Here is an 18267-nt window from a genome sequence, read left to right on the forward strand (position 1 = left end):
GATCGACACACTGGCGCGGCCTGCCGCGCCCGGTCACGCGGGCCTTCACGGGCGGACGAGACCTTCGGCCTGGCAGTCGCGTACGAAGACGCTGCCGGGCCGAAGCCGTGCCCGAAAACTTCCCCCGGCGCACGCTCACGGTCCGGTCGCGCGGAAGAGGACCGTTGGAAGCGTTCTGGATCAGCCTGGTCGCGATCTTCATCGCCGAGCTGGGCGACAAGAGCCAGCTCATGGCGATGACGTTCGCCACCCGTTTCAAAGCCTGGCCCGTGCTGGCCGGCATCACCATCGCCACCACGGCGGTGCACCTGGTCAGCGTGGCCGTGGGCGGCCTGATCGGCGACGCGCTGCCCACCACGGCGATCGCCGTCGTGGCCGGGATCGCCTTCCTCGGCTTCGCCGTGTGGACGCTGCGCGGCGACGAGCTGACCGACGAGGAGTCGCGCAAGGCCCAGACCACCACCCGCAACGCGCTGATCGCGGTGACCGTCGCGTTCTTCATGGCCGAGCTGGGCGACAAGACCATGCTGGCCACGATCACGCTGGCCACGCAGCACGGCTGGCTGGGCACCTGGATCGGCTCCACGGTCGGCATGGTCGCGGCCGACGCCCTGGCCATCGTGGTCGGGCGGATGCTGGGCAGGCACCTGCCGGAGAAGGCCATCCGCTACGGCGCGGCGGCGGCGTTCGCCGTGTTCGGCGTCGTCCTGCTGGCCGACGCGTTCGTCTAGGGAGTCAGCAGCGACAGCCGGTGGGCGGCGGCGGCCGCCTCACCCCGGGTGGTGACGCCGAGCTTGCCCAGGATGTTCGAGACGTGCACGGAGACCGTCTTGGCGGAGATGAACAGCTCCGCCGCGATGTCCCGGTTGGTCCGGCCGAGCGCCACGAGGCGCAGCACCTCCAGCTCGCGCGGCGTGAGCAGCTCGGACGGCTCCTGGGCCCGCTGGACGCCGCCGACCCGGCGGGACAGCGCCGCGATCTCCTCGATGAGCGGGGTCGCGCGAAGCCCCTCCGCCAGCGGCAGCGCCACCGCCAGCCGGGAGGCGGCGCCGTCGCGGTCGCCGGACAGCGCCGCCGCCTTGGCCCCCCGCGCCAGCGCCTTGGCCTGGCTGTGCGGGCGCCCGAGGCGCTCCCACGCGGCGGCCGAGGCGTCGAAGTCACCGGAATAGGTGAGCTTGTACGCCTTCGCGACCGGCCCCGCGACCGACAGGTGCGCGGCCACCTCGGCGGCGTGCTCCCGTACGGCACGGGCGCGGGCGGGCTCGGTGACCTCGGCCGCGTCGCAGACCGTGCGCAGCAGGGCCAGCAGCCGCCAGCCCAGCATCGCCTTGCTCGACTGCGCCGGACGGGCCAGGATGCCCTCGGCCACCTCCAGCGCCGCGCTGTGCTCGTTCCTGAGCATGTGCCAGCCGATGTGCAGCCGGGTGCTGTTGGTGATGTCCTGAACGAAGTCCTCAGGCCGCTCCTTGAGCACGCCGATCTCCGACAGGATGGCCTCCAGCGGCTCCACCTCGCCCCGGCCGAGCGCGATGTCGGCGCGCACGCGCAGCAGGTGGTGGCGGGTGCGCAGCGCGGGGCTGAAGCTGAGCGCCCGCTCCACGGTGTCGAGCGCCTCGTCCCAGCGGCCGACCGCCTCCAGCGCCTCGGCCCAGTTGTTGAGGATGAACAGCCCGCTGGCCCGCAGCCTGCCGTAGCGCTTGGCGACCTGCCAGCCCTCCTCGCACAGCTTCAGCGCCTCGTCGGCCCGGCCGCTGTCGAGCAGGGCGTCGATGTTGTTGCCGATCGCCCGGATCATCACCCGGCCCGAGTTCTGCTCCCGGCCGAGCTCCAGCGCGCGCAGGTTGGTGGAGATCGTCGCCTCGACGTCGCCCGACAGGGAGTGGCCCAGCGCCAGGTTCATCAGCAGGTCGGCCTCCAGGCACCGGTCACCGAGCTCGCGGGCCAGGCGCAGGCCCTCGTCGATGTACATGGCGCCCTCGGCGGCCTCGCCGCGCAGCATCAGGTGCCGGCTCATCGGCATCAGCACCTCGGCCCTGGCCCGGCCCGGCTCCGGCACCAGCTTCAGCGCCCGCCGCAGGTCCTCCACGACGCCGGTCTTGCCCTTGGAGATCTTCAGGTTCGCCCAGTGCACGATCAGGCTGGCTACCCGGCCGGGCTCGCGCGTCTCGTCCAGCTCCGCCAGGGCCGCCTTGGTGAACTTGACCGACCGGTCCACCTCGCCGCCCGCCTGCGCGGCCTTGGCCGCCTTCTCCAGCACGGCGATGTGGTCGGCGCCGATCCGCTCGGCGGCGTCGGGCACCCGGTCCCAGAGCATGAGCACGCGTTCGAGCAGCGGCACCGCCTCGGTGTACGCGAACGCCATGGACGACTTCTTGGCCGCCTCCCACGCGGAGACCAGCGCCTCGACGTCCGCGCGTGCCCCGTACCAGTGGTGGGCCAGCTCGACGGCGGCCCGGCCGGGCGGGACGAGCTTGCGGTCCTTGGAGATCTCCTCGGCGTAGCGGGCGTGCAGGCGCTGGTGCTCGCCGGGCAGCAGCTCCTCGTGCACGGCCTCGCGGATCAGGGCGTGGCGGAACACGTACGCCCGGTTGTCGGCGATCTGCAGCACGTTGCCGGCGATGGCTGGCCGGAGCGCGGCCTCCAGCTCCAGGTCGGAGAGGTTGCTGACGGCGGCGAGCAGCGCGTGGCCGACGCGGATGCCGCCGGCGGCGGCCACGCGCAGCACCCGCTGCGTCTCCTCCGGCAGGCGCTCGACGGCGCCGAGGATGAGATCCTGCATCGAGTCGGGGAACGTGCAGTCGGTGCCGCTCTCGAGCATCGCCTCGACGAACAGCGGGATGCCCTCGCTGCGTTCGTAGACCTTCTCCACGCTGGTGTAGTGCGGGGCGCTGCCGAGGATGCCGGTCATCTGCTGCGCGACCTCGTCGCGGGAGAGCCGGGGCAGGTCCAGCCGGAGCACGCCGCTGACCCGGCCCAGCTCGGCGAGCACCGGGCGCAGCGGGTGCTGCCGGTGCAGGTCGTCCGAGCGGTAGGTCATGACCATGAGCACCTGCGGGATGCGCAGGTTGCGGCTGAGGAAGGCGATCAGGTCGCGGCTGGAGCGGTCGGCCCAGTGCACGTCCTCGATGATGAGCACGGTGGGGTGGCTGTCGGCCAGGCGTTCGAGGAGGGTGAGGAACTGCTCGAAGAGCCGCGCGCGGCCGGTTCCGGTCTCGCCGTCGGCGCTGGGCTCCCCGAACTCGGGCAGCAGGCGGGCCAGGTCGCGGGCCGCCCCGTCGGGCAGCAGCGCGGCGATCCGGTCGGCGCCCTGTTCCCTGACGAGCTGGCGGAGGGCGGCGGTGAAGGGCGCGTAGGCCAGGCCCTCGGTGGACAGCTCCACGCAGCCGCCGAACAGCACCCGGGCGCCGTCGGCCGCGATCTGTTCGGAGAAGCGCTGGAGCAGCCGGGATTTTCCGACACCGGCCTCGCCGCCGAGGAGCACCGCCGTGGCGTTTCCCTTGCGGGCCTCGTCCAGCGCCTCGCGGAGCTCCGCCAGCTCCTCCTCGCGCCCGACGAAGACGGGGCTGACCGAACGTCCCAGCATGTCATCCAGCATGTCATGCCTTATCTGTTGCTTTCGACGCTTTTATGGGGGCGGGAGGCCCGTTCATGGAGGCTGTGAGGCCCGGCCGCGAGGGAGGTTGCGGCCGGGCACTCGTGGGGCGGTCATGAGGAGCGGCGCTTGCCGAAGACCGAGCGGCGCTCGGACTTGTTGACCTGGAGCGCCTCGCGTACTCGGCGGTGCCTGGCCGCCGCCTCGCGAAGCTCGTTGGCATGACTCTTCATGAGCTGGAACTCGATTTCCGCGTTCACGGTGATCTCCTATGAGATGTCGTTCTCTTTCCTGACATACTCAAGATTCGCGCTAAGGCCCCCCGTCCCACATCGGCTGGATGCCTTATCTCCTGCCTCACCGGGGCTCCCGGGACGTCTAGGTATGGCCCTGGTTTGGAAGTAAGGCACCTGGTCGGCGATGCTGTGGAGGTGTCAACTGTGACTACTTCGCTCACCGACGTCGCCGCCTCCGACGCCACCCTGCGGGCCTTCCTGCACGGACTGCCCGGCGTCGACCGGGTCGGCGCCGACCAGCGGGCGGCGATGCTCGGCACCCGGTCCATCAAGACGACGGCCAAGGCCCAGGCCATCGACCTGGCCATCTCCATGGTCGACCTCACCACGCTCGAAGGCGCCGACACCCCGGGCAAGGTCCGGGCCATGTGCACCAAGGCCGTGCACCCCGGCGGCGACGCCCCTCGCGTGGCCGCCGTGTGCGTCTACCCCGACCTGGTCGCGGTGGCCGCCTCCGCGCTGGCCGGCTCCGGCGTCAAGATCGCCTCCGTGGCGACGGCGTTCCCCAGCGGGCGCTCCTCGCTGGAGGTCAAGGTCAGCGACACCGCACTCGCCGTCGCCGCCGGCGCCGACGAGATCGACATGGTCATCGACCGCGGCGCGTTCCTGTCCGGCGACTACGTCAAGGTCTACGAGGAGATCGTCGCCGTCAAGGCCGCCTGCGGCGCCGCCCACCTCAAGGTCATCCTGGAGACGGGCGAGCTGGCGACCTACGACAACGTACGCCGCGCGTCCTGGCTGGCGATGCTGGCCGGGGCCGACTTCATCAAGACCTCCACCGGCAAGGTCGCCCCGGCCGCCACCCTGCCCGTGACGCTGATCATGCTGGAGGCCGTGCGCGACTTCCGCGACCGCACCGGACGGCAGGTCGGCGTCAAGCCCGCCGGCGGCATCCGCACCACCAAGGACGCCATCAAGAACCTCGTCCTGGTCAACGAGACCGCCGGCGCCGACTGGCTCTCGCCCGACTGGTTCCGCCTGGGCGCCTCCTCGCTGCTCAACGACCTGCTGATGCAGCGCGAGAAGCTGACCACCGGCCGCTACGCCGGGCCCGACTACTTCACGCTCGACTGAGCCGCGCGGGACGGGCCACGGCGGGCTACGCCGCCGGGGCCTGGTGGTAGACCGAGTGCCACACCTCGTTGCGGATGCGCGCGAACTCCGGCGACAGCCGCATCTCCTCGGTGCGCGGGTAGGGCAGGTCCACGTCGATGACCCGGTAGACGCGGCCGGGCCTGGCGGCCATGACGACGACGCGGTTGGCCAGGTAGACGGCCTCGTCCACGTCATGGGTGATGAACATGACCGTGCGGCGCTCCCGGCTCCACGTGTCCAGGAGCTGGTCCTGGAGCTGGACGCGGGTGAGCGCGTCGAGGGCGCCGAACGGCTCGTCCATGAGCAGCACCTTCGGGTTGACCGCGTAGGCGCGGGCGATGGCGCAGCGCTGCTTCATGCCGCCGGACAGCGTCTTGGGCAGCGCGTCGGCGAAGTCGGTGAGGCCGACCAGGTCGATGGCCCGCTGGGCGCGTTCGCGGCGCTCCTCGGCGGGGATGGGGGCAAGGTCCAGCCCGAACTCGACGTTCTTGCGCACGGTGAGCCAGGGGAAGAGCGCGTACTGCTGGAAGATGACGCCGCGGTCGGGGCCGGGGCCCGCGACCGGGGCGCCGTCGAGCAGGATCTCGCCGTCTCCGGGCTCGACCAGGCCGGCGGCCATGCTCATCAGCGTGCTCTTGCCGCAGCCCGACGGGCCGACGACGGTGACGAACTCCTGGTCGGCGATGTCCAGGTCGACGCGGTCGAGGGCGAGGAAGTCGGTGTCCTTGAGCGCGAACGTCTTCGACACGCCGCGGAAGGAGATCTTGGTGGTCATCGGCGTTCCTGCCATCCGGTGAGGCGGCGTTCGGCGAGCTGGAGCAGCCGGTCCATCAGCAGGCCGAGCACGCCGATGCTGATCAGCCCGACGAAGATGGTGGGCAGGTCGTAGTAGAGCTGGGCCTGCTGCATGCGGTAGCCGAGGCCCTCCTGGGCGGCGATGAGCTCGGCGGCCACCAGCGTGCCCCAGGCGGCGCCGAGGCCGACGCGCATGCCGACGATGATGAACGGCGTGGAGGCGGGCACCACGACCTTGAGGAAGATGACCCGGTCGGAGGCGCCGAGCACGCGGGCGGCGTTGATGAGCGTCTTGTCGACGTCCATGACGCCCTGGAACGTCGCCACGACGCTCGACAGGAACGCGGCCAGGAAGATGACGAAGACCTTCGGCGTCTCGCCGATGCCCATGAGCAGGATGGCCAGCGGGATGATGGCCAGCGGCGGGATCGTGCGGAAGAACTGCACGTAGGGCTCGATGAGGGCGCGGGCGGTCGCGTACCAGCCCATCAGGAAGCCGACCGGGACGGCCAGCGCGGTGCCGAGCGCGAAGCCGGTGAAGACGCGACGCAGGCTGGCGAGCAGGTCGGCGGTGAGCGTGCCGTCCGCGATCAGCTCGGCGCCGCGCACGGCGACGTCGACGGGGCCGGTGAGGCCCTGGATGCCGGAGGCCGACAGGCCGGTCCAGGCGGCGAGTCCGGCCGCGACGGCGATCACGTTCAGGATGATCCCGCGGGCGGGCCGCTTGGCGCGGCGGCGGCGGGGAGCGGGCGGGTCGCCGGGTCTCTGGGTGACGCTCAGTGCGGTCATGGCTGGGGTGCCTCCATGCCCGACAGTGTGCTGATGTCCGGATATTTTCGTCAATAGGTAGGCAAAAATAGCCGATGATTGTTCCGCTCCACCGCAGGTCGGATGCGGGTACGGTCAGCCGCAGGCTCGGGTTTTGATCCGTAGCCCGTACAAAAAAGGTGGGTCAGGCGGGCCTGAGGTGGGCCGGGATCGACGGCTCCTCGTGCAGCAGGAGCGCGATCGCGCCCATGGCCGAGGCGTTCACGCCGAGGTCGGCCTGCGTCACCCGGATCTCGCGCGGCGACCTGGGCAGGGCCAGGTGGCCGATCGCCTCGCGGATCGGGTCGAGCACCAGGCTGCCCAGCCCGGCCAGCTCGCCGCCCACGACGACCAGCGCCGGGTCGAGCTGGGTCACGGTGTCGGCCAGCACGCGGCCCAGGTCGCGGGCCGCCGACGAGACGACCTCGCACGCCACCGTGGCCCGGTCCTGGGCGGCGGCGACGAGCGCGTCGAGGCCGTCGAGCGGGACGCCGCGCGCCGCGCACGCGTCGAGCAGCGCCTGGCCGCCGATCCTGCCCTCCAGGCAGCCGCGCCCGCCGCAGTGACAGGGCGGCCCCGACGGGTCGAGCGAGACGTGGCCGAGCTCGCCGCTCGCGCCGTGGGCGCCGCGCAGCAGCCTGCCGCCCGCGACGAAGCCGCCGCCCACGCCCACGGACCAGCGCACGTAGACGACGTCGCGCGCGGACCTGGCCGCGCCCCAGGTGGCCTCGGCCAGCGCCGCCAGCCTGGCGTTGTTGTCGACCGCCACCCGCACGCCGAACTCGTCGGCGATGCGGCGCGCCAGCGGCTGGTGGCCCGCGGGACCGGGATCGCCGTCGACGACGCCCACCAGGCCGAGCCCGACCGCCTCCAGGGCGCCCAGCCGCACGCCGCGCTCCTCGGCCACCTGCCGGACCAGGTCGATCGCCGCCTCCGCCAGCGCGAGCGGCGCCGCGTCCTCGGGAAGGTCGCGGGCCGCGGTGGTGACGACCTGGTGCGCGGCGTTGGCGATCGCCAGGCGGATGCGCCCCCGGCCCAGGTCGAGGCCGAGCAGCAGGCCGGCGGCGGGGTTGAGCGCCACCAGCGACGCCGGACGGCCGCGCCCGCGCGGCTCGCCGGGCGCCGGCTCGGTCTCGACGGCGGCCCCGCGCTCGATCAGATCGGAGATGATCGTGAACAGCGTCGTGCGTGACAGCCCGGTGCGCTCGGTGAGCTGGGCCCGGCTCAGCGCGCCCGACGAGCGCAGCGCGGACAGGACGGCGTCCTCGTGCACCCGGCGGAGCCGCTGGAGCGCGTCAGTGGGGCTCGACATGGGACCATGATGGGTCGAGGTCGAAATTTGTCAACTTCCCGGGTTAATTAGCGGCGCCCTTGTAGAGGTCGGCCGTGAAGTACGTGGCCGGGTCCGGCGACTGCGGCAGCTTGCCCATCGTGACGAAGATGTCCGCCAGGCCCTTGTACCAGCCTGCCACCGATCCGTCCGCGGTCAGCTTGTCCAGCTCGGCCGTCGGCACGATCCTGGTCACCGCCGAGGCGCCCTTGAACTGCTCCGCCGGGGCCTTCAGGAACGTCGCCGTCAGCGTCTCGGCCTCGGCCGTGTTGGCCGCCACCCAGTCGTTGCCCTCGCGCAGCACCTTGAGCACCTTGGTCACGGTCGCCGCGTCCTCGGCCACCAGCTCGTTGCGGGCCACGAAGGAGCTGGGGAAGCTGAGCTTGGGGTAGTAGTCCTCGCTCTTGGTCAGCTCGACCAGGTCAGGCACGTTCTTCTTGATGGTGTCGATCAGCGGATACCAGATGGCGGCCGCGTCGATCTGCTTGGCGCTGAAGGCCGACACCACCGTGCTCGGGTCCATGTTGACCTTCTGCACGTCCTTGCCGGTCAGCCCGGCCTCCTTGAGCGCCAGCTCCAGGATCATGTCGCCGCTGGTGCCCTCGGGGACGCCGATCTTCTTGCCCTTCAGCCCGGCGACCGAGGTGACGCCGGAGTCCGCGTGGGTGATCAGCCGGTCGGCCTGGCCCAGCATGTTCGGCGCGATGATCTTGGCTTTGCCGCTGGCCGGGAGCCAGGTGGCGCCCGAGCCGATGTAGCCGAAGTCGATGTCGCCCGAGCCGAGCGCCTGGATCTGCAGCGGCCCGTTGGTGAACACCTTCAGCTCGGGCTCCAGGCCGTGCTTGGCCCACAGCCCCTGCTTGTCGGCGGCGGCGAGCACGGCGGCGCCCGCGAAGTCGGCGATGTAGCCGAATCTGACGGTCTGCGCGCCGTCCTCGGAGGAGGAGCCGCACGCGGCCACGGGAAGGACGAGGGCGAGCGCTGCCGTGAAGGCCGCCAGCCTGCGAGGAAGCCTCATCGGAGGTCCTTTCTCAGGAATGGGTTACGGGGGGTGGACGGCGGCACTCAGGCCACCTCGTCGGCGACGCCGTCGACGTCGGGGGCGCGGCCCCCGCCGATGTCGGCCATGTAGCTCATCCAGCTGGAGGCGGGGTCGCCGCGGCGCAGCAGTTCGCGGTAGAGCCGCACGGTCAGGTCACGCCGGACCGCCGCGTAGGCGGGCGCGGTGTAGACGTTGCGCAACTCGTGCGGATCGCTGTCCAGGTCGTACAGCTCGTGCACGCTCTCCGGGTTGAACACCAGCTTGTGGCGGCGGTCCCGGATCATGCGCTGGGAGTAGGGGAAGTGGTGGCCGTGGAACTCGGCGACCACCTGCGGCCGGGGATCGGGCTCGCCCTCGACGAGCGGGAGCAGGCTGCTGCCGTCGCAGGGCTCCTGCGGCGGCAGCCCGGCCAGGGCGAGGATCGTCGGGTTGAGGTCGATCAGCGTGGCGAACTCGTCCACCACCCGCGCCCCGGCGCCCGGCACCCGGACGATGCCGGGGACGCGGTAGATGTCCTCGTACATCGCCGGGCCCTTGTCGTTGAGCCGGTGCGCGCCGGTGAACTCGCCGTGGTCGGCGGTGAACATCACCGCGGTGTCGTCCCAGAGCCCGTGCTCGCGCAGCGCGGCGGTCAGGCGCCCGATCTGGTCGTCGATCATCGTGACGTAGCCCCAGTAGACCGCGATCAGCTTGCGCCAGGCGTCGGCGTCGAAGTGGTCGGCCGACCAGTATTCGGAGTAGCGGCGTTGCACGTCGGGCTTGCCGTCGAAGGTCTCGGCCATCGACTCAGGCAGCGGCACCAGCGCGGGGTCGTACAGGTCGTAGTACTCGTCCGGGATCAGGTACGGCAGGTGCGGGCCGAACCAGTGGCAGGAGAGCACGAACGGCCTGCCGTCGCGGTGGAAGTCGCGCGCGTAGCCCGCCAGCAGCTCCAGCGTCCGGTCGGTGAGGTACGCCTCGATCGTCGCCTCGGGCGGCTGCCGCAGGCGGCCGGCGATGAGGTGGCCGCGGCCGGAGCCGTTCTCGGCGCGGCCGAAGACCGCCTGCTCCACGGCGAACGGCGGGTGGCCGCGCTTCTTGAGCCACCGCTCGTAGGAGGGGTGGTGGAACGGGTTGAGCGCGCCCGGCAGGTGCTCGCCGTCCATGCCGTAGAACTCCGGGCCTCGCTCGCGGCCGATGTGCCACTTGCCGACGTGCCCCAGGTTGTAGCCGGCGGCCCGCAGCGGCGCGGCCATGACGGGGTGCTCGTCGGCCACCTCGTCGCGGGCGCCGCCGTTGCGCTCCGGGTTGACCAGCAGGCCGTGCCGGAACGGGTGCAGCCCGGTGAACAGCGACGCCCGCGCGGGGGTGCAGATCGCGGTGGGGGTGTAGAAGCGGTCGAACCGGGTGCCTTCCGCGGCCAGGCCGTCCAGCGCCGGGGTGCGGACCAGCGGGTTGCCGTAGCAGCCGAGGGTGTCCACCCGGTGCTGGTCGGTCATCAGGAACAGGACGTTGCGTGGGGTGGTCACTCGTTCTCCGTTCGGAAGGGGGTGGGCGGCTCGTCGTGGAGGAGGAGGGCGATGGCGCCCATCGCGGACGCCCTGGCGCCCAGGTCGGCGGGGACGACCTCGACGGTGCTCGGGGTGCGGGGCAGGGCCAGGCGGGAGATCGACTCGCGGATCGGGCCGAGCACGAGGCTGCCCAGCGCGGCGAGCTCGCCGCCGACGACGACCCGCTCGGGGTCGAGCTGGACCACCGCGTCGGCCAGCACCCGTCCGAGGTCGGCGGCGGCGGCGGAGATCACCTCGCACACGGCGGGCACCCGGTCGCGGGCGGCGGCCACCAGCGCGTCGAGGCCGTCGAGCCGGACGCCGCCGGCGGCGCAGGCGTCGAGCAGCGCCTGCGCGCCGATGCGCGGCTCCAGACAGCCCCGCGAGCCGCAGTGGCAGGGCGGTCCGGCGGGGTCGAGCGAGATGTGGCCGAGCTCGCCGGCGGCGCCGGTCGCGCCCCGCACGAGCCGGCCGCCGACGAGGAAGCCGCCGCCCACCCCGACCGACCAGCGCGCGTACACGATGTCGCGGGCCGGCCTGGCCGCGCCCCACGTGCTCTCGGCCAGCGCGGCCAGTCTGGCGTTGTTGTCGACGGCGACGCGCACGCCGAACTCGCGCGACAGCCGGTCCTTGACGGGCGCGTAGCGGGCGGGCGGCAGCGCGGGGTCGCCGGCGCCGCCGATCAGGCCGACGCCGATGGCCTCCAGGGCGTCCAGGCGCACGCCGCGCTCGCCGCTGACCTGCTTGACCAGCCGCACCGCCGCCTCGGCCTGCTCCAGCACGTCGGCGCCCTCGGGGACGTCGGCCATGCCGGTGGCGACGATCTGGTGCGACAGATTGGCGACGGCCAGGTGGATGCGCCTTCTGGCCAGGTCGAGGCCGATGAGCTGGCCCGCTCCGGGGTTGAGCGTGACGAGCGTGGCGGGCCGGCCGCGCCCGCGCCGGGCCGTCGCGGGGGCCTCGGTCTCGACGACCGAGGCCCGCTCGATCATCTCCGAAATGATCGTGAACAGCGTGGTGCGGGACAGGCCGGTGATCCGGATCAGGTCGGTACGGCTCAGCGCACCCGACGAGCGCAGCGCGTCGAGGACGGCGTCCTCGTGGGCACGGCGGAGCCGTTGCAGCGCGTCGGTCGGCTTGGGCATGCGGCCATGATGGGGTCCCGACCGCATTAAGTGCAAATCTTCGGACTAAATATGTGCCCATATGCCCGGACCAAGGGTGCCGGTATGGGGGAGATCGCTTATTAATGTTGAGAGTCTTGACGTAATTGGGTGAGGCGGCTCACACTCTGGGCTACCGAAAGGAGCCTCATGCCCCCCACCCGTCCCCGCCGTCGCCTCGCGGCGGCGCTGACAGCCGCGCTCGCGGCCACGCTGCTCGCGGCCCCCGCCCAAGCCGCCACCCAGGCCGCCCCAGCCAACCTGGCCCTCGCGGGCGCCGCCTCCGCCTCCAGCGTCGAGCTCGACCGCGCCGACTTCGCCGCCGCGCACGTCAACGACGGCGACACCGCCACCCGCTGGTCGTCGAAGTACCAGGACGACAACTGGGTCCAGGTCAAGCTCGCCCAGCCGGCCACCGTCGACCACGTCAAGCTGACCTGGCCCAACGCCTGCGCCCGCGACTTCGTGCTGCAGACCTCCGCGGACGGCGCGTCGTGGACCGACGTGGCCTCGGTGCGGCGCGACACCTGCCCGCGGACTGACGTGATCGAGGTGCGCTCCGCCGAGCCGGTCGCGTACGTGCGCATGCAGGGACGCCAGCGCTGGTCGAGCTACGGGTACTCGATCTCCGAGTTCGAGATCTGGGACGCGCCGCCGGCTCCGCCCGCGCCCACGCTCGGCCTGCTGCCCAAGCCGGTGTCCGTCGAGGAGACCGGCGGCGAGCCGTTCGCGCTGCACCGGAACACCCGCGTGCTCGCCTCCGGCGCCGCCGCCCAGGCCCCCGCCGAGTATCTGGCCCGCGCGCTGCGCCCGGCCACCGGTTACCGGCTGCCCGTCGTCCGCAACGGCCGGGGCCCCGCGCCCATCCTCGTCGAGGTCGGCGACGGCAAGGGCCCGCAGGGCCACGAGGCCGAGGGCTACACGCTCACCGTCACGCCCCGGCAGGTCACGCTGCGCGCCTCGACGGCCGCCGGCGCGCTCAACGGCGTCCAGACCCTGCGCCAGCTCCTGCCGCAGTGGATCGAATCGGACACCCCCGTCGCCGCCGCCTGGACGATCCCCGCGGTGACGATCACCGACCACCCGCGCTTCGCGCACCGCGGCATGATGCTCGACGTCGCCCGCAGCTTCTACCCGGTCAGCGAGGTCAAGACCTATATCGACGCCGCCGCCCAGTTCAAGGTCAACCGGCTGCACCTGCACCTGACCGACGACCAGGGCTGGCGCATCGCCGTGGACCAGCCGGCGGACAACCCGTCCGGCATCGACTACGGCCTGCTCACCGAGGTCAGCGGCGCCACCGCGATGACCGACCGGGGCACCGAGCCGGGCATCACCGGCTTCTACACCAAGGCCGACTACACCGAGATCATCCGCTACGCGGCCGAGAACGGCATGACGGTCATCCCCGAGATCGACATGCCCGGTCACACGAACGCCGCCCTGCACTCCATCCCGCAGCTCAACACCCCGGGCGCGCGGCCCCAGCTCCAGCCCGGCCAGACCACCGTCCCGCACAACGGCACGGGCGCGGTCGGCTACTCCTCCTTCGACGCGGACAGCCCGGTCACGTACGAGTTCGTCAAGCACGTGCTCACCGAGATCGCCGCGCTGACCCCCGGCCCCTACCTGCACATCGGCGGCGACGAGGCGCACGTCACCAGCCACGCCGACTACACCAGGATGGTCGACGCGTTCACCAAGGAGGTCGCGGCGCTCGGCAAGACCGTCGCCGGCTGGAACGAGTACGCCGGCACCGCGCTGCCGCAGGACAACGCCGTCGTCCAGTTCTGGAACGGCAACCGCCAGGCCGTGGCGAACGCCGTCAACGGCCGGGGCGCCAAGGTCGTCCTGTCACCGGCGCCGCACACGTACGTGCCGCAGAAGCAGGACCTTCGCCAGCCGCAGGGCGGCACCTGGGCGTGCGGCGGCGCGTGCGGCCTGGACCGGCACTACAACTGGGACCCGGGCGCCTACATCCCCGGCATCCAGGAGAGCAGCGTGCTGGGCGTGGAGACGGCGCTGTGGGGCGAGTTCATCCGCCGCGTCGGCCAGGCGCAGTACTACAGCTTCCCCCGGCTGATCGCCACGGCCGAGGCCGGCTGGACGCCGCAGGCGCAGCGCGACTACACCGACTTCCGCACCCGCCTGTTTAAGGCCGGCGGCAGGCTCACCGTCCAGGGGACGAACTTCTTCCCCACGGCCGACGTGGCCTGGCGGACGGAGGCGCTGGCCGAGCCGGTGACCGTCGCCGCCGGGCAGCCGTCCGGCGCGACCTGGACCGTCACCGCCCCCGGCCGCGCCGCCGCCGACCTGAAGGCGGGCGTCGTGTGGAGCGACGGGCGGCAGGAGGACGTCACGCTGACGACCACCCGCGAGGCCAGCATCCCCGACATGCGGATCAACGCCGCGTTCACCGCGACCTCGGCCCGCGCCTTCGACGAGCCGGGGACCTACACGGGCACGCTCTCGGTCCGCGTGCCAGGTGAGGCGCCGGTCGAGGCACGGGTGACGGTGACCGTCCGCTGAGCACCTCCGAGGGGCCCCGCGCCGGGCCCCTCGGAGCAGTGCATATGACCGTCTACGCTGGCAGTTGTGATGCTCCGATACTTCACTCTGGATCGATGATGGCAACGCCGAAACGGACGGTGCCCGAGAGGCCGGTGTTCGACTACGCCCCGGCGCCCGAGTCGCGCGACATCGTCGATCTCAAGTCCTCCTACGGGCTGTTCATCGACGGCGAGTTCGTGGACGGTTCAGGGCCGTCCTTCAAGACGGTCAACCCGGCCACGGAGGAGAAGCTGGCGGAGGTCGCCACGGCCTCCGCCGACGACGTCGACCGCGCGGTGCGGGCCGCGCGCAAGGCGTTCGACGGCTGGAGCGCGCTGCCCGGCTCCGAGCGCGCCAAATACCTGTTCCGCATCGCCCGCATCGTCCAGGAGCGCGCCAGAGAGCTGGCCGTGCTGGAATCCCTCGACAACGGCAAGCCGATCCGCGAGTCACGCGACGTGGACCTGCCGCTGGTGGCGGCGCACTTCTTCTACTACGCGGGCTGGGCCGACAAGCTCGGCTACGCCGGGTTCGGCCCCGACCCCCGGCCGCTGGGCGTGGCCGGGCAGGTCATCCCGTGGAACTTCCCGCTGCTCATGCTCGCCTGGAAGATCGCGCCCGCGCTGGCGTGCGGCAACACGGTCGTGCTCAAGCCGGCCGAGACGACGCCGCTGACCGCGCTGCTGTTCGCGGAGATCTGCCGGCAGGCCGAGCTGCCGCCCGGCGTCGTCAACATCGTCACCGGCGCGGGCGAGACCGGCTCCGCCGTCGTCTCCCACCCCGACGTGGCCAAGGTCGCCTTCACCGGCTCCACCGAGGTCGGCCGGCTCATCGCCAGGTCCGTCGCCGGCACCGGCAAGAAGCTCACGCTGGAGCTGGGCGGCAAGGCCGCCAACATCGTCTTCGACGACGCCGCGCTCGACCAGGCCGTCGAGGGCATCGTCAACGGCATCTTCTTCAACCAGGGCCACGTGTGCTGCGCGGGCTCGCGGCTGCTCGTCCAGGAGTCGATCCAGGAGGAGTTGCTGGCCGCGCTCAAGCGCAGGCTCGGCACGCTGCGGCTGGGCGACCCGCTCGACAAGAACACCGACATCGGCGCGATCAACTCCGCCGACCAGCTCGCCAAGATCCGCCGCCTGTCCGACCTGGGCGAGTCCGAGGGCGCCGAGCGCTGGTCGCCCGCGTGCGAGCTGCCCGACAAGGGCTTCTGGTTCCCGCCGACGCTGTTCACCGGCGTCGCGCAGTCCCACCGGATCGCGCGCGAGGAGATCTTCGGCCCGGTCCTGTCCGTGCTCACCTTCCGGACTCCGGCCGAGGCCGTCGAGAAGGCCAACAACACCCCGTACGGCCTGTCCGCCGGCATCTGGACGGAGAAGGGGTCGCGCATCCTGTGGATGGCCGACCGGCTCCGCGCGGGAGTGGTGTGGGCCAACACCTTCAACCGGTTCGACCCGACCTCGCCGTTCGGCGGCTACAAGGAGTCGGGCTACGGGCGCGAGGGCGGCCTGCTCGGGCTGGAGGCCTACCTTGACGTGTGAGCACCGGAGCCGCCGCCGCAGGGCCCGCCGTGCCCTGGCGACCCGCGGCCATGCCTTCGCCCGCGCCGGGCGTCCCGTGCGCACCGGCTGGTACGCCCACCGCTGCGGCGTGAGCCGGTGCGGCCAGGTGTTCGTGCCGGTCGAGATGTCCCAGGAGATCATGTGGAGGGGGCGCGGCGATGAGTAGGTTGGCCGTCCGCAAGACCTACAAGCTGTTCATCGGCGGGGCGTTCCCGCGCTCGGAGAGTGGGAGGTCCTATCCCGTGACCTCGCCCAAGGGCGACTTCCTCGCCAACGCCTCGCGCGCGTCCCGCAAGGACGCCAGGGACGCGGTGTCGGCCGCCCGCAAGGCGTTCCCCGGCTGGTCGGGAGCCACCGCCTACAACCGGGGCCAGATCCTCTACCGGATCGCCGAGATGCTGGAGGGCCGCCGCGCCCAGTTCGCCGACGAGCTCGGCGGCGGGCGGAAGGCCGCGCTGGAGACCGTCGACGCGGCCGTGGACCGGCTCGTCTGGTACGCCGGGTGGTCGGACAAGATCAGCTCGGTGCACGGCACCGCCAACCCGGTCGCGGGCCCGTACTTCAACCTGTCGTCGCCGGAGCCCACCGGGGTGGTCGCGGTCGTCGCGCCCGCCGACCCGCTGCTCGGGCTGGTGTCGGTGGTGGCGCCGGTCATCGTGACCGGCAACACGTGCGTGGTCGTCGCCTCCGAGCCGGCCCCGCTGCCGGCGATCACGCTGGCCGAGGTGCTGGCCACGTCCGACCTGCCGGGCGGGGTGGTCAACATCCTCACCGGGCGCCAGGCGGAGATCGCGCCCTGGCTGGCCGCGCACATGGACGTCAACGGCCTGGACCTGACCGGCGTGGCCGAGCCGGAGCTGGCGCTGCGCTGCGAGCAGGAGGCGGCGGCGAACCTCAAGCGCGTCCTGCGCCCCCGGGCCGAGGACTGGCGCGGTGACCCGGGGCTGGGGCGGATGACCCGTTTCCTGGAGACGAAGACCGTCTGGCACCCGCTGGGCGTCTGACGCTCGTCGTCCGCTCGCCGGGCCGGCCTGGCGTCATCAGGACAGGCCGGGCGGGCGGATCGGCGGATGGGCCGCCTGGAGCTGGGCGGCCAGGCCGAGCAGGTGCGGCTCGCCGCCCGGCGGGGCGACGAGCTGGACCCCGATCGGCAGGCCGCTGGAGTGGGTGGCGACGGGCACGGTCATGGCGGGCCAGCCGCACATGTTCCACGGGCCGGTCGCGGGCGCGTACCCGACGTTGGCCAGCACGTTGCGGACCAGGCCGCGCCTGCCCCAGCGGTCGGCGCGCGGCGGGATCGCGGCGAGGGCCGGCATGACCAGCACGTCGGCGTCGCCGAACCAGCGGTCGGCGCCGTAGCCGGCCCAGCGGTCCCGGCCGCGGCGGCCGTCCAGGCCGAGCCTGGCCAGCACCCGGCCGGCGCGGGCCAGCGCCCGGGTGCGGCGCTCCAGCCGCCGCCGGTCGGCCGCCGTGGCGGCGACGGCCCGCACGGTGTCGGCGGCGCGGCAGAGCCAGGTGGCGACCGTGGCCGGGCCCAGCCAGGCGGGCAGGCGGCGGTCGCGTTCGACGATCGTGTGCCCGGCCACCCGCAGCGTCTCGGCGGCCCCGCGCACCGCCGCCCGGAACTCGCGGTCCACCGGCAGCCCGGCGGGCAGCGGCTGCGGCGCGTACGCCACCCGCAGGTCGAACGGCTCCGGGCTGTCGTGCGGCGGTGGCGGCTCCCACACGCCGTCGTCGCCCGCCCACACCGAGCGCAGCATCGGCCGGCGCGGCTCGGCCCGGCGGCCGCTGCGCCACGACTCGGCCAGCGACGGGTCCCCGGCCAGCACCGACAACGTCAGCGCCAGGTCGGCGGCGTGCACGGCGATGGGGCCGTTCGCCGACAGGCCGCGCCAGTCGTCCGTGGGCCCCGGGACCAGCCCGGCGCCCGGCTTGAGCGCCAGCACGCCGCAGCACGCCCCCGGGATGCGCAGCGAGCCCATGCCGTCGTTGCCGAGCGCGATCGGCGCCATCCCCGCCGCGACCGCCGCCGCGCTCCCCGACGACGACCCGCCCGCCGTGCGCGAGCGGTCCCAGGGATTGCGGACCGTGCCGTACGCGCTGTCGCCGAAGGCCACCAGGGCCAGCTCGGGCAGGTTCGTCAGGCCGATCACCACCGCGCCGGCCGCGCGCAGCCGGGCCACGGCCTCGTGGTCCGCGGCGGCGGGGGAGTCGGCGGTCACCGCCGAGCCCAGGCGGGTCGCCTCGCCCGCCACCTCCACGTTGTCCTTGACCGCCACCGGCACCCCGGCCAGCGGCAGCTCCGACAGGTCGCGCCGCTCCTGGACGGCCCGCGCCTCCGCCACCGCCTGCTCGCGCACCCGCCGGAACGCACCCACCCGCGGATCCCGCTCCGCGATCACCGCGAGGTGCTCCTCGACGACCGCGGTGGCCGCGACCTCGCCCTGTCGTACGGCCGCCGCGATCTCGATGGCGGATCTGCCTGCCCACAACATGTTCTAGAGTGTGG

Annotated in this window: 15 protein-coding genes; 6 read left to right on the forward strand and 9 right to left on the reverse strand. The window is 72.8% G+C overall.

Annotated features, from left to right (window positions below):
- Positions 1-164: 164 nt before the first annotated feature.
- A complete protein-coding gene (locus ACWDXC_RS39570) occupies positions 165-731 on the forward strand; it encodes a TMEM165/GDT1 family protein (RefSeq protein ID WP_219514441.1) in 567 nt (188 codons plus the stop codon).
- On the opposite strand, the gene ACWDXC_RS39575 is transcribed toward ACWDXC_RS39570, so the two are convergent.
- Positions 728-3583: an ATP-binding protein gene (locus ACWDXC_RS39575; protein ID WP_449991172.1), complete on the reverse strand. Its 2856-nt coding sequence runs from the start codon at positions 3581-3583 to the stop codon at positions 728-730. The genes ACWDXC_RS39570 and ACWDXC_RS39575 overlap by 4 nt on opposite strands.
- Before the next feature lie 122 nt (positions 3584-3705).
- Positions 3706-3852 (reverse strand): hypothetical protein, encoded by a 147-nt coding sequence (locus ACWDXC_RS39580; RefSeq protein WP_219514451.1) that lies wholly within the window; start codon positions 3850-3852, stop codon positions 3706-3708.
- Positions 3853-4032: 180 nt separating this feature from the next.
- Between ACWDXC_RS39580 and deoC the strand changes: the two genes are divergently transcribed.
- Positions 4033-4962: a deoxyribose-phosphate aldolase gene (gene deoC, locus ACWDXC_RS39585; protein ID WP_219514453.1), complete on the forward strand. Its 930-nt coding sequence runs from the start codon at positions 4033-4035 to the stop codon at positions 4960-4962.
- 25 nt (positions 4963-4987) lie between these two features.
- On the opposite strand, the gene ACWDXC_RS39590 is transcribed toward deoC, so the two are convergent.
- The 6 genes from ACWDXC_RS39590 to ACWDXC_RS39615 form a co-directional block, all read right to left on the reverse strand.
- A complete protein-coding gene (locus tag ACWDXC_RS39590; protein WP_449991176.1) occupies positions 4988-5758 on the reverse strand; it encodes an ABC transporter ATP-binding protein in 771 nt (256 codons plus the stop codon).
- The gene (locus ACWDXC_RS39595) at positions 5755-6567 is read right to left on the reverse strand and encodes an ABC transporter permease (RefSeq protein ID WP_449991178.1); all 813 of its coding nucleotides are present in this window, start codon (positions 6565-6567) and stop codon (positions 5755-5757) included. Before ACWDXC_RS39595 ends, ACWDXC_RS39590 begins: the two co-directional genes overlap by 4 nt.
- 163 nt (positions 6568-6730) lie before the next feature.
- The gene (locus ACWDXC_RS39600) at positions 6731-7897 is read right to left on the reverse strand and encodes an ROK family protein (RefSeq protein ID WP_449991181.1); all 1167 of its coding nucleotides are present in this window, start codon (positions 7895-7897) and stop codon (positions 6731-6733) included.
- 43 nt (positions 7898-7940) lie between these two features.
- The gene (locus ACWDXC_RS39605; protein ID WP_449991184.1) at positions 7941-8933 is read right to left on the reverse strand and encodes an aliphatic sulfonate ABC transporter substrate-binding protein; all 993 of its coding nucleotides are present in this window, start codon (positions 8931-8933) and stop codon (positions 7941-7943) included.
- Between the two features lie 47 nt (positions 8934-8980).
- Entirely contained in the window at positions 8981-10465 is a 1485-nt protein-coding gene (locus ACWDXC_RS39610) for a sulfatase-like hydrolase/transferase (RefSeq protein WP_449991186.1), read from the reverse strand.
- Positions 10462-11631, reverse strand: coding sequence for an ROK family transcriptional regulator (locus ACWDXC_RS39615; RefSeq protein WP_449991189.1), 1170 nt, complete (start codon positions 11629-11631; stop codon positions 10462-10464). The genes ACWDXC_RS39610 and ACWDXC_RS39615 overlap by 4 nt, the downstream gene beginning before the upstream one ends.
- 168 nt (positions 11632-11799) lie before the next feature.
- On the opposite strand from ACWDXC_RS39615, the gene ACWDXC_RS39620 reads away from it, so the two are divergent.
- The 4 genes from ACWDXC_RS39620 (at position 11800) to ACWDXC_RS39635 (ending at position 16762) form a co-directional block, all read left to right on the forward strand.
- Positions 11800-14178, forward strand: coding sequence for a family 20 glycosylhydrolase (locus ACWDXC_RS39620; RefSeq protein WP_449991192.1), 2379 nt, complete (start codon positions 11800-11802; stop codon positions 14176-14178).
- A 98-nt stretch (positions 14179-14276) separates the two neighbouring features.
- Positions 14277-15737, forward strand: a complete 1461-nt coding sequence (locus ACWDXC_RS39625) for an aldehyde dehydrogenase family protein (RefSeq protein WP_219514487.1) — start codon at positions 14277-14279, stop codon at positions 15735-15737.
- A complete protein-coding gene (locus ACWDXC_RS39630) occupies positions 15727-15924 on the forward strand; it encodes a hypothetical protein (protein WP_219514479.1) in 198 nt (65 codons plus the stop codon). The genes ACWDXC_RS39625 and ACWDXC_RS39630 overlap by 11 nt, the downstream gene beginning before the upstream one ends.
- Positions 15917-16762: an aldehyde dehydrogenase family protein gene (locus tag ACWDXC_RS39635; RefSeq protein WP_449991195.1), complete on the forward strand. Its 846-nt coding sequence runs from the start codon at positions 15917-15919 to the stop codon at positions 16760-16762. Before ACWDXC_RS39630 ends, ACWDXC_RS39635 begins: the two co-directional genes overlap by 8 nt.
- Before the next feature lie 36 nt (positions 16763-16798).
- Here the strand turns inward: ACWDXC_RS39635 and ACWDXC_RS39640 are convergent, their stop codons facing one another.
- Complete coding sequence (locus tag ACWDXC_RS39640; protein WP_375072493.1) at positions 16799-18253, reverse strand: amidase; 1455 nt, start codon at positions 18251-18253, stop codon at positions 16799-16801.
- Positions 18254-18267 lie beyond the last annotated feature (14 nt).

Source organism: Nonomuraea sp. NPDC003214 (genome assembly GCF_053590035.1).

Excerpts from the sequence above, each read along its gene's own strand:
- ACWDXC_RS39575 (WP_449991172.1), bottom strand. The coding sequence starts at position 3,583 with ATGCTGGGACGTTCGGTCAGCCCCGTCTTCGTCGGGCGCGAGGAGGAG.
- ACWDXC_RS39600 (WP_449991181.1), bottom strand. The coding sequence starts at position 7,897 with ATGTCGAGCCCCACTGACGCGCTCCAGCGGCTCCGCCGGGTGCACGAG.
- ACWDXC_RS39640 (WP_375072493.1), bottom strand. The coding sequence starts at position 18,253 with ATGTTGTGGGCAGGCAGATCCGCCATCGAGATCGCGGCGGCCGTACGA.
- ACWDXC_RS39595 (WP_449991178.1), bottom strand. The coding sequence starts at position 6,567 with ATGACCGCACTGAGCGTCACCCAGAGACCCGGCGACCCGCCCGCTCCC.
- ACWDXC_RS39615 (WP_449991189.1), bottom strand. The coding sequence starts at position 11,631 with ATGCCCAAGCCGACCGACGCGCTGCAACGGCTCCGCCGTGCCCACGAG.
- ACWDXC_RS39605 (WP_449991184.1), bottom strand. The coding sequence starts at position 8,933 with ATGAGGCTTCCTCGCAGGCTGGCGGCCTTCACGGCAGCGCTCGCCCTC.
- ACWDXC_RS39590 (WP_449991176.1), bottom strand. The coding sequence starts at position 5,758 with ATGACCACCAAGATCTCCTTCCGCGGCGTGTCGAAGACGTTCGCGCTC.
- ACWDXC_RS39635 (WP_449991195.1), top strand. The coding sequence starts at position 15,917 with ATGAGTAGGTTGGCCGTCCGCAAGACCTACAAGCTGTTCATCGGCGGG.
- ACWDXC_RS39620 (WP_449991192.1), top strand. The coding sequence starts at position 11,800 with ATGCCCCCCACCCGTCCCCGCCGTCGCCTCGCGGCGGCGCTGACAGCC.
- ACWDXC_RS39625 (WP_219514487.1), top strand. The coding sequence starts at position 14,277 with ATGGCAACGCCGAAACGGACGGTGCCCGAGAGGCCGGTGTTCGACTAC.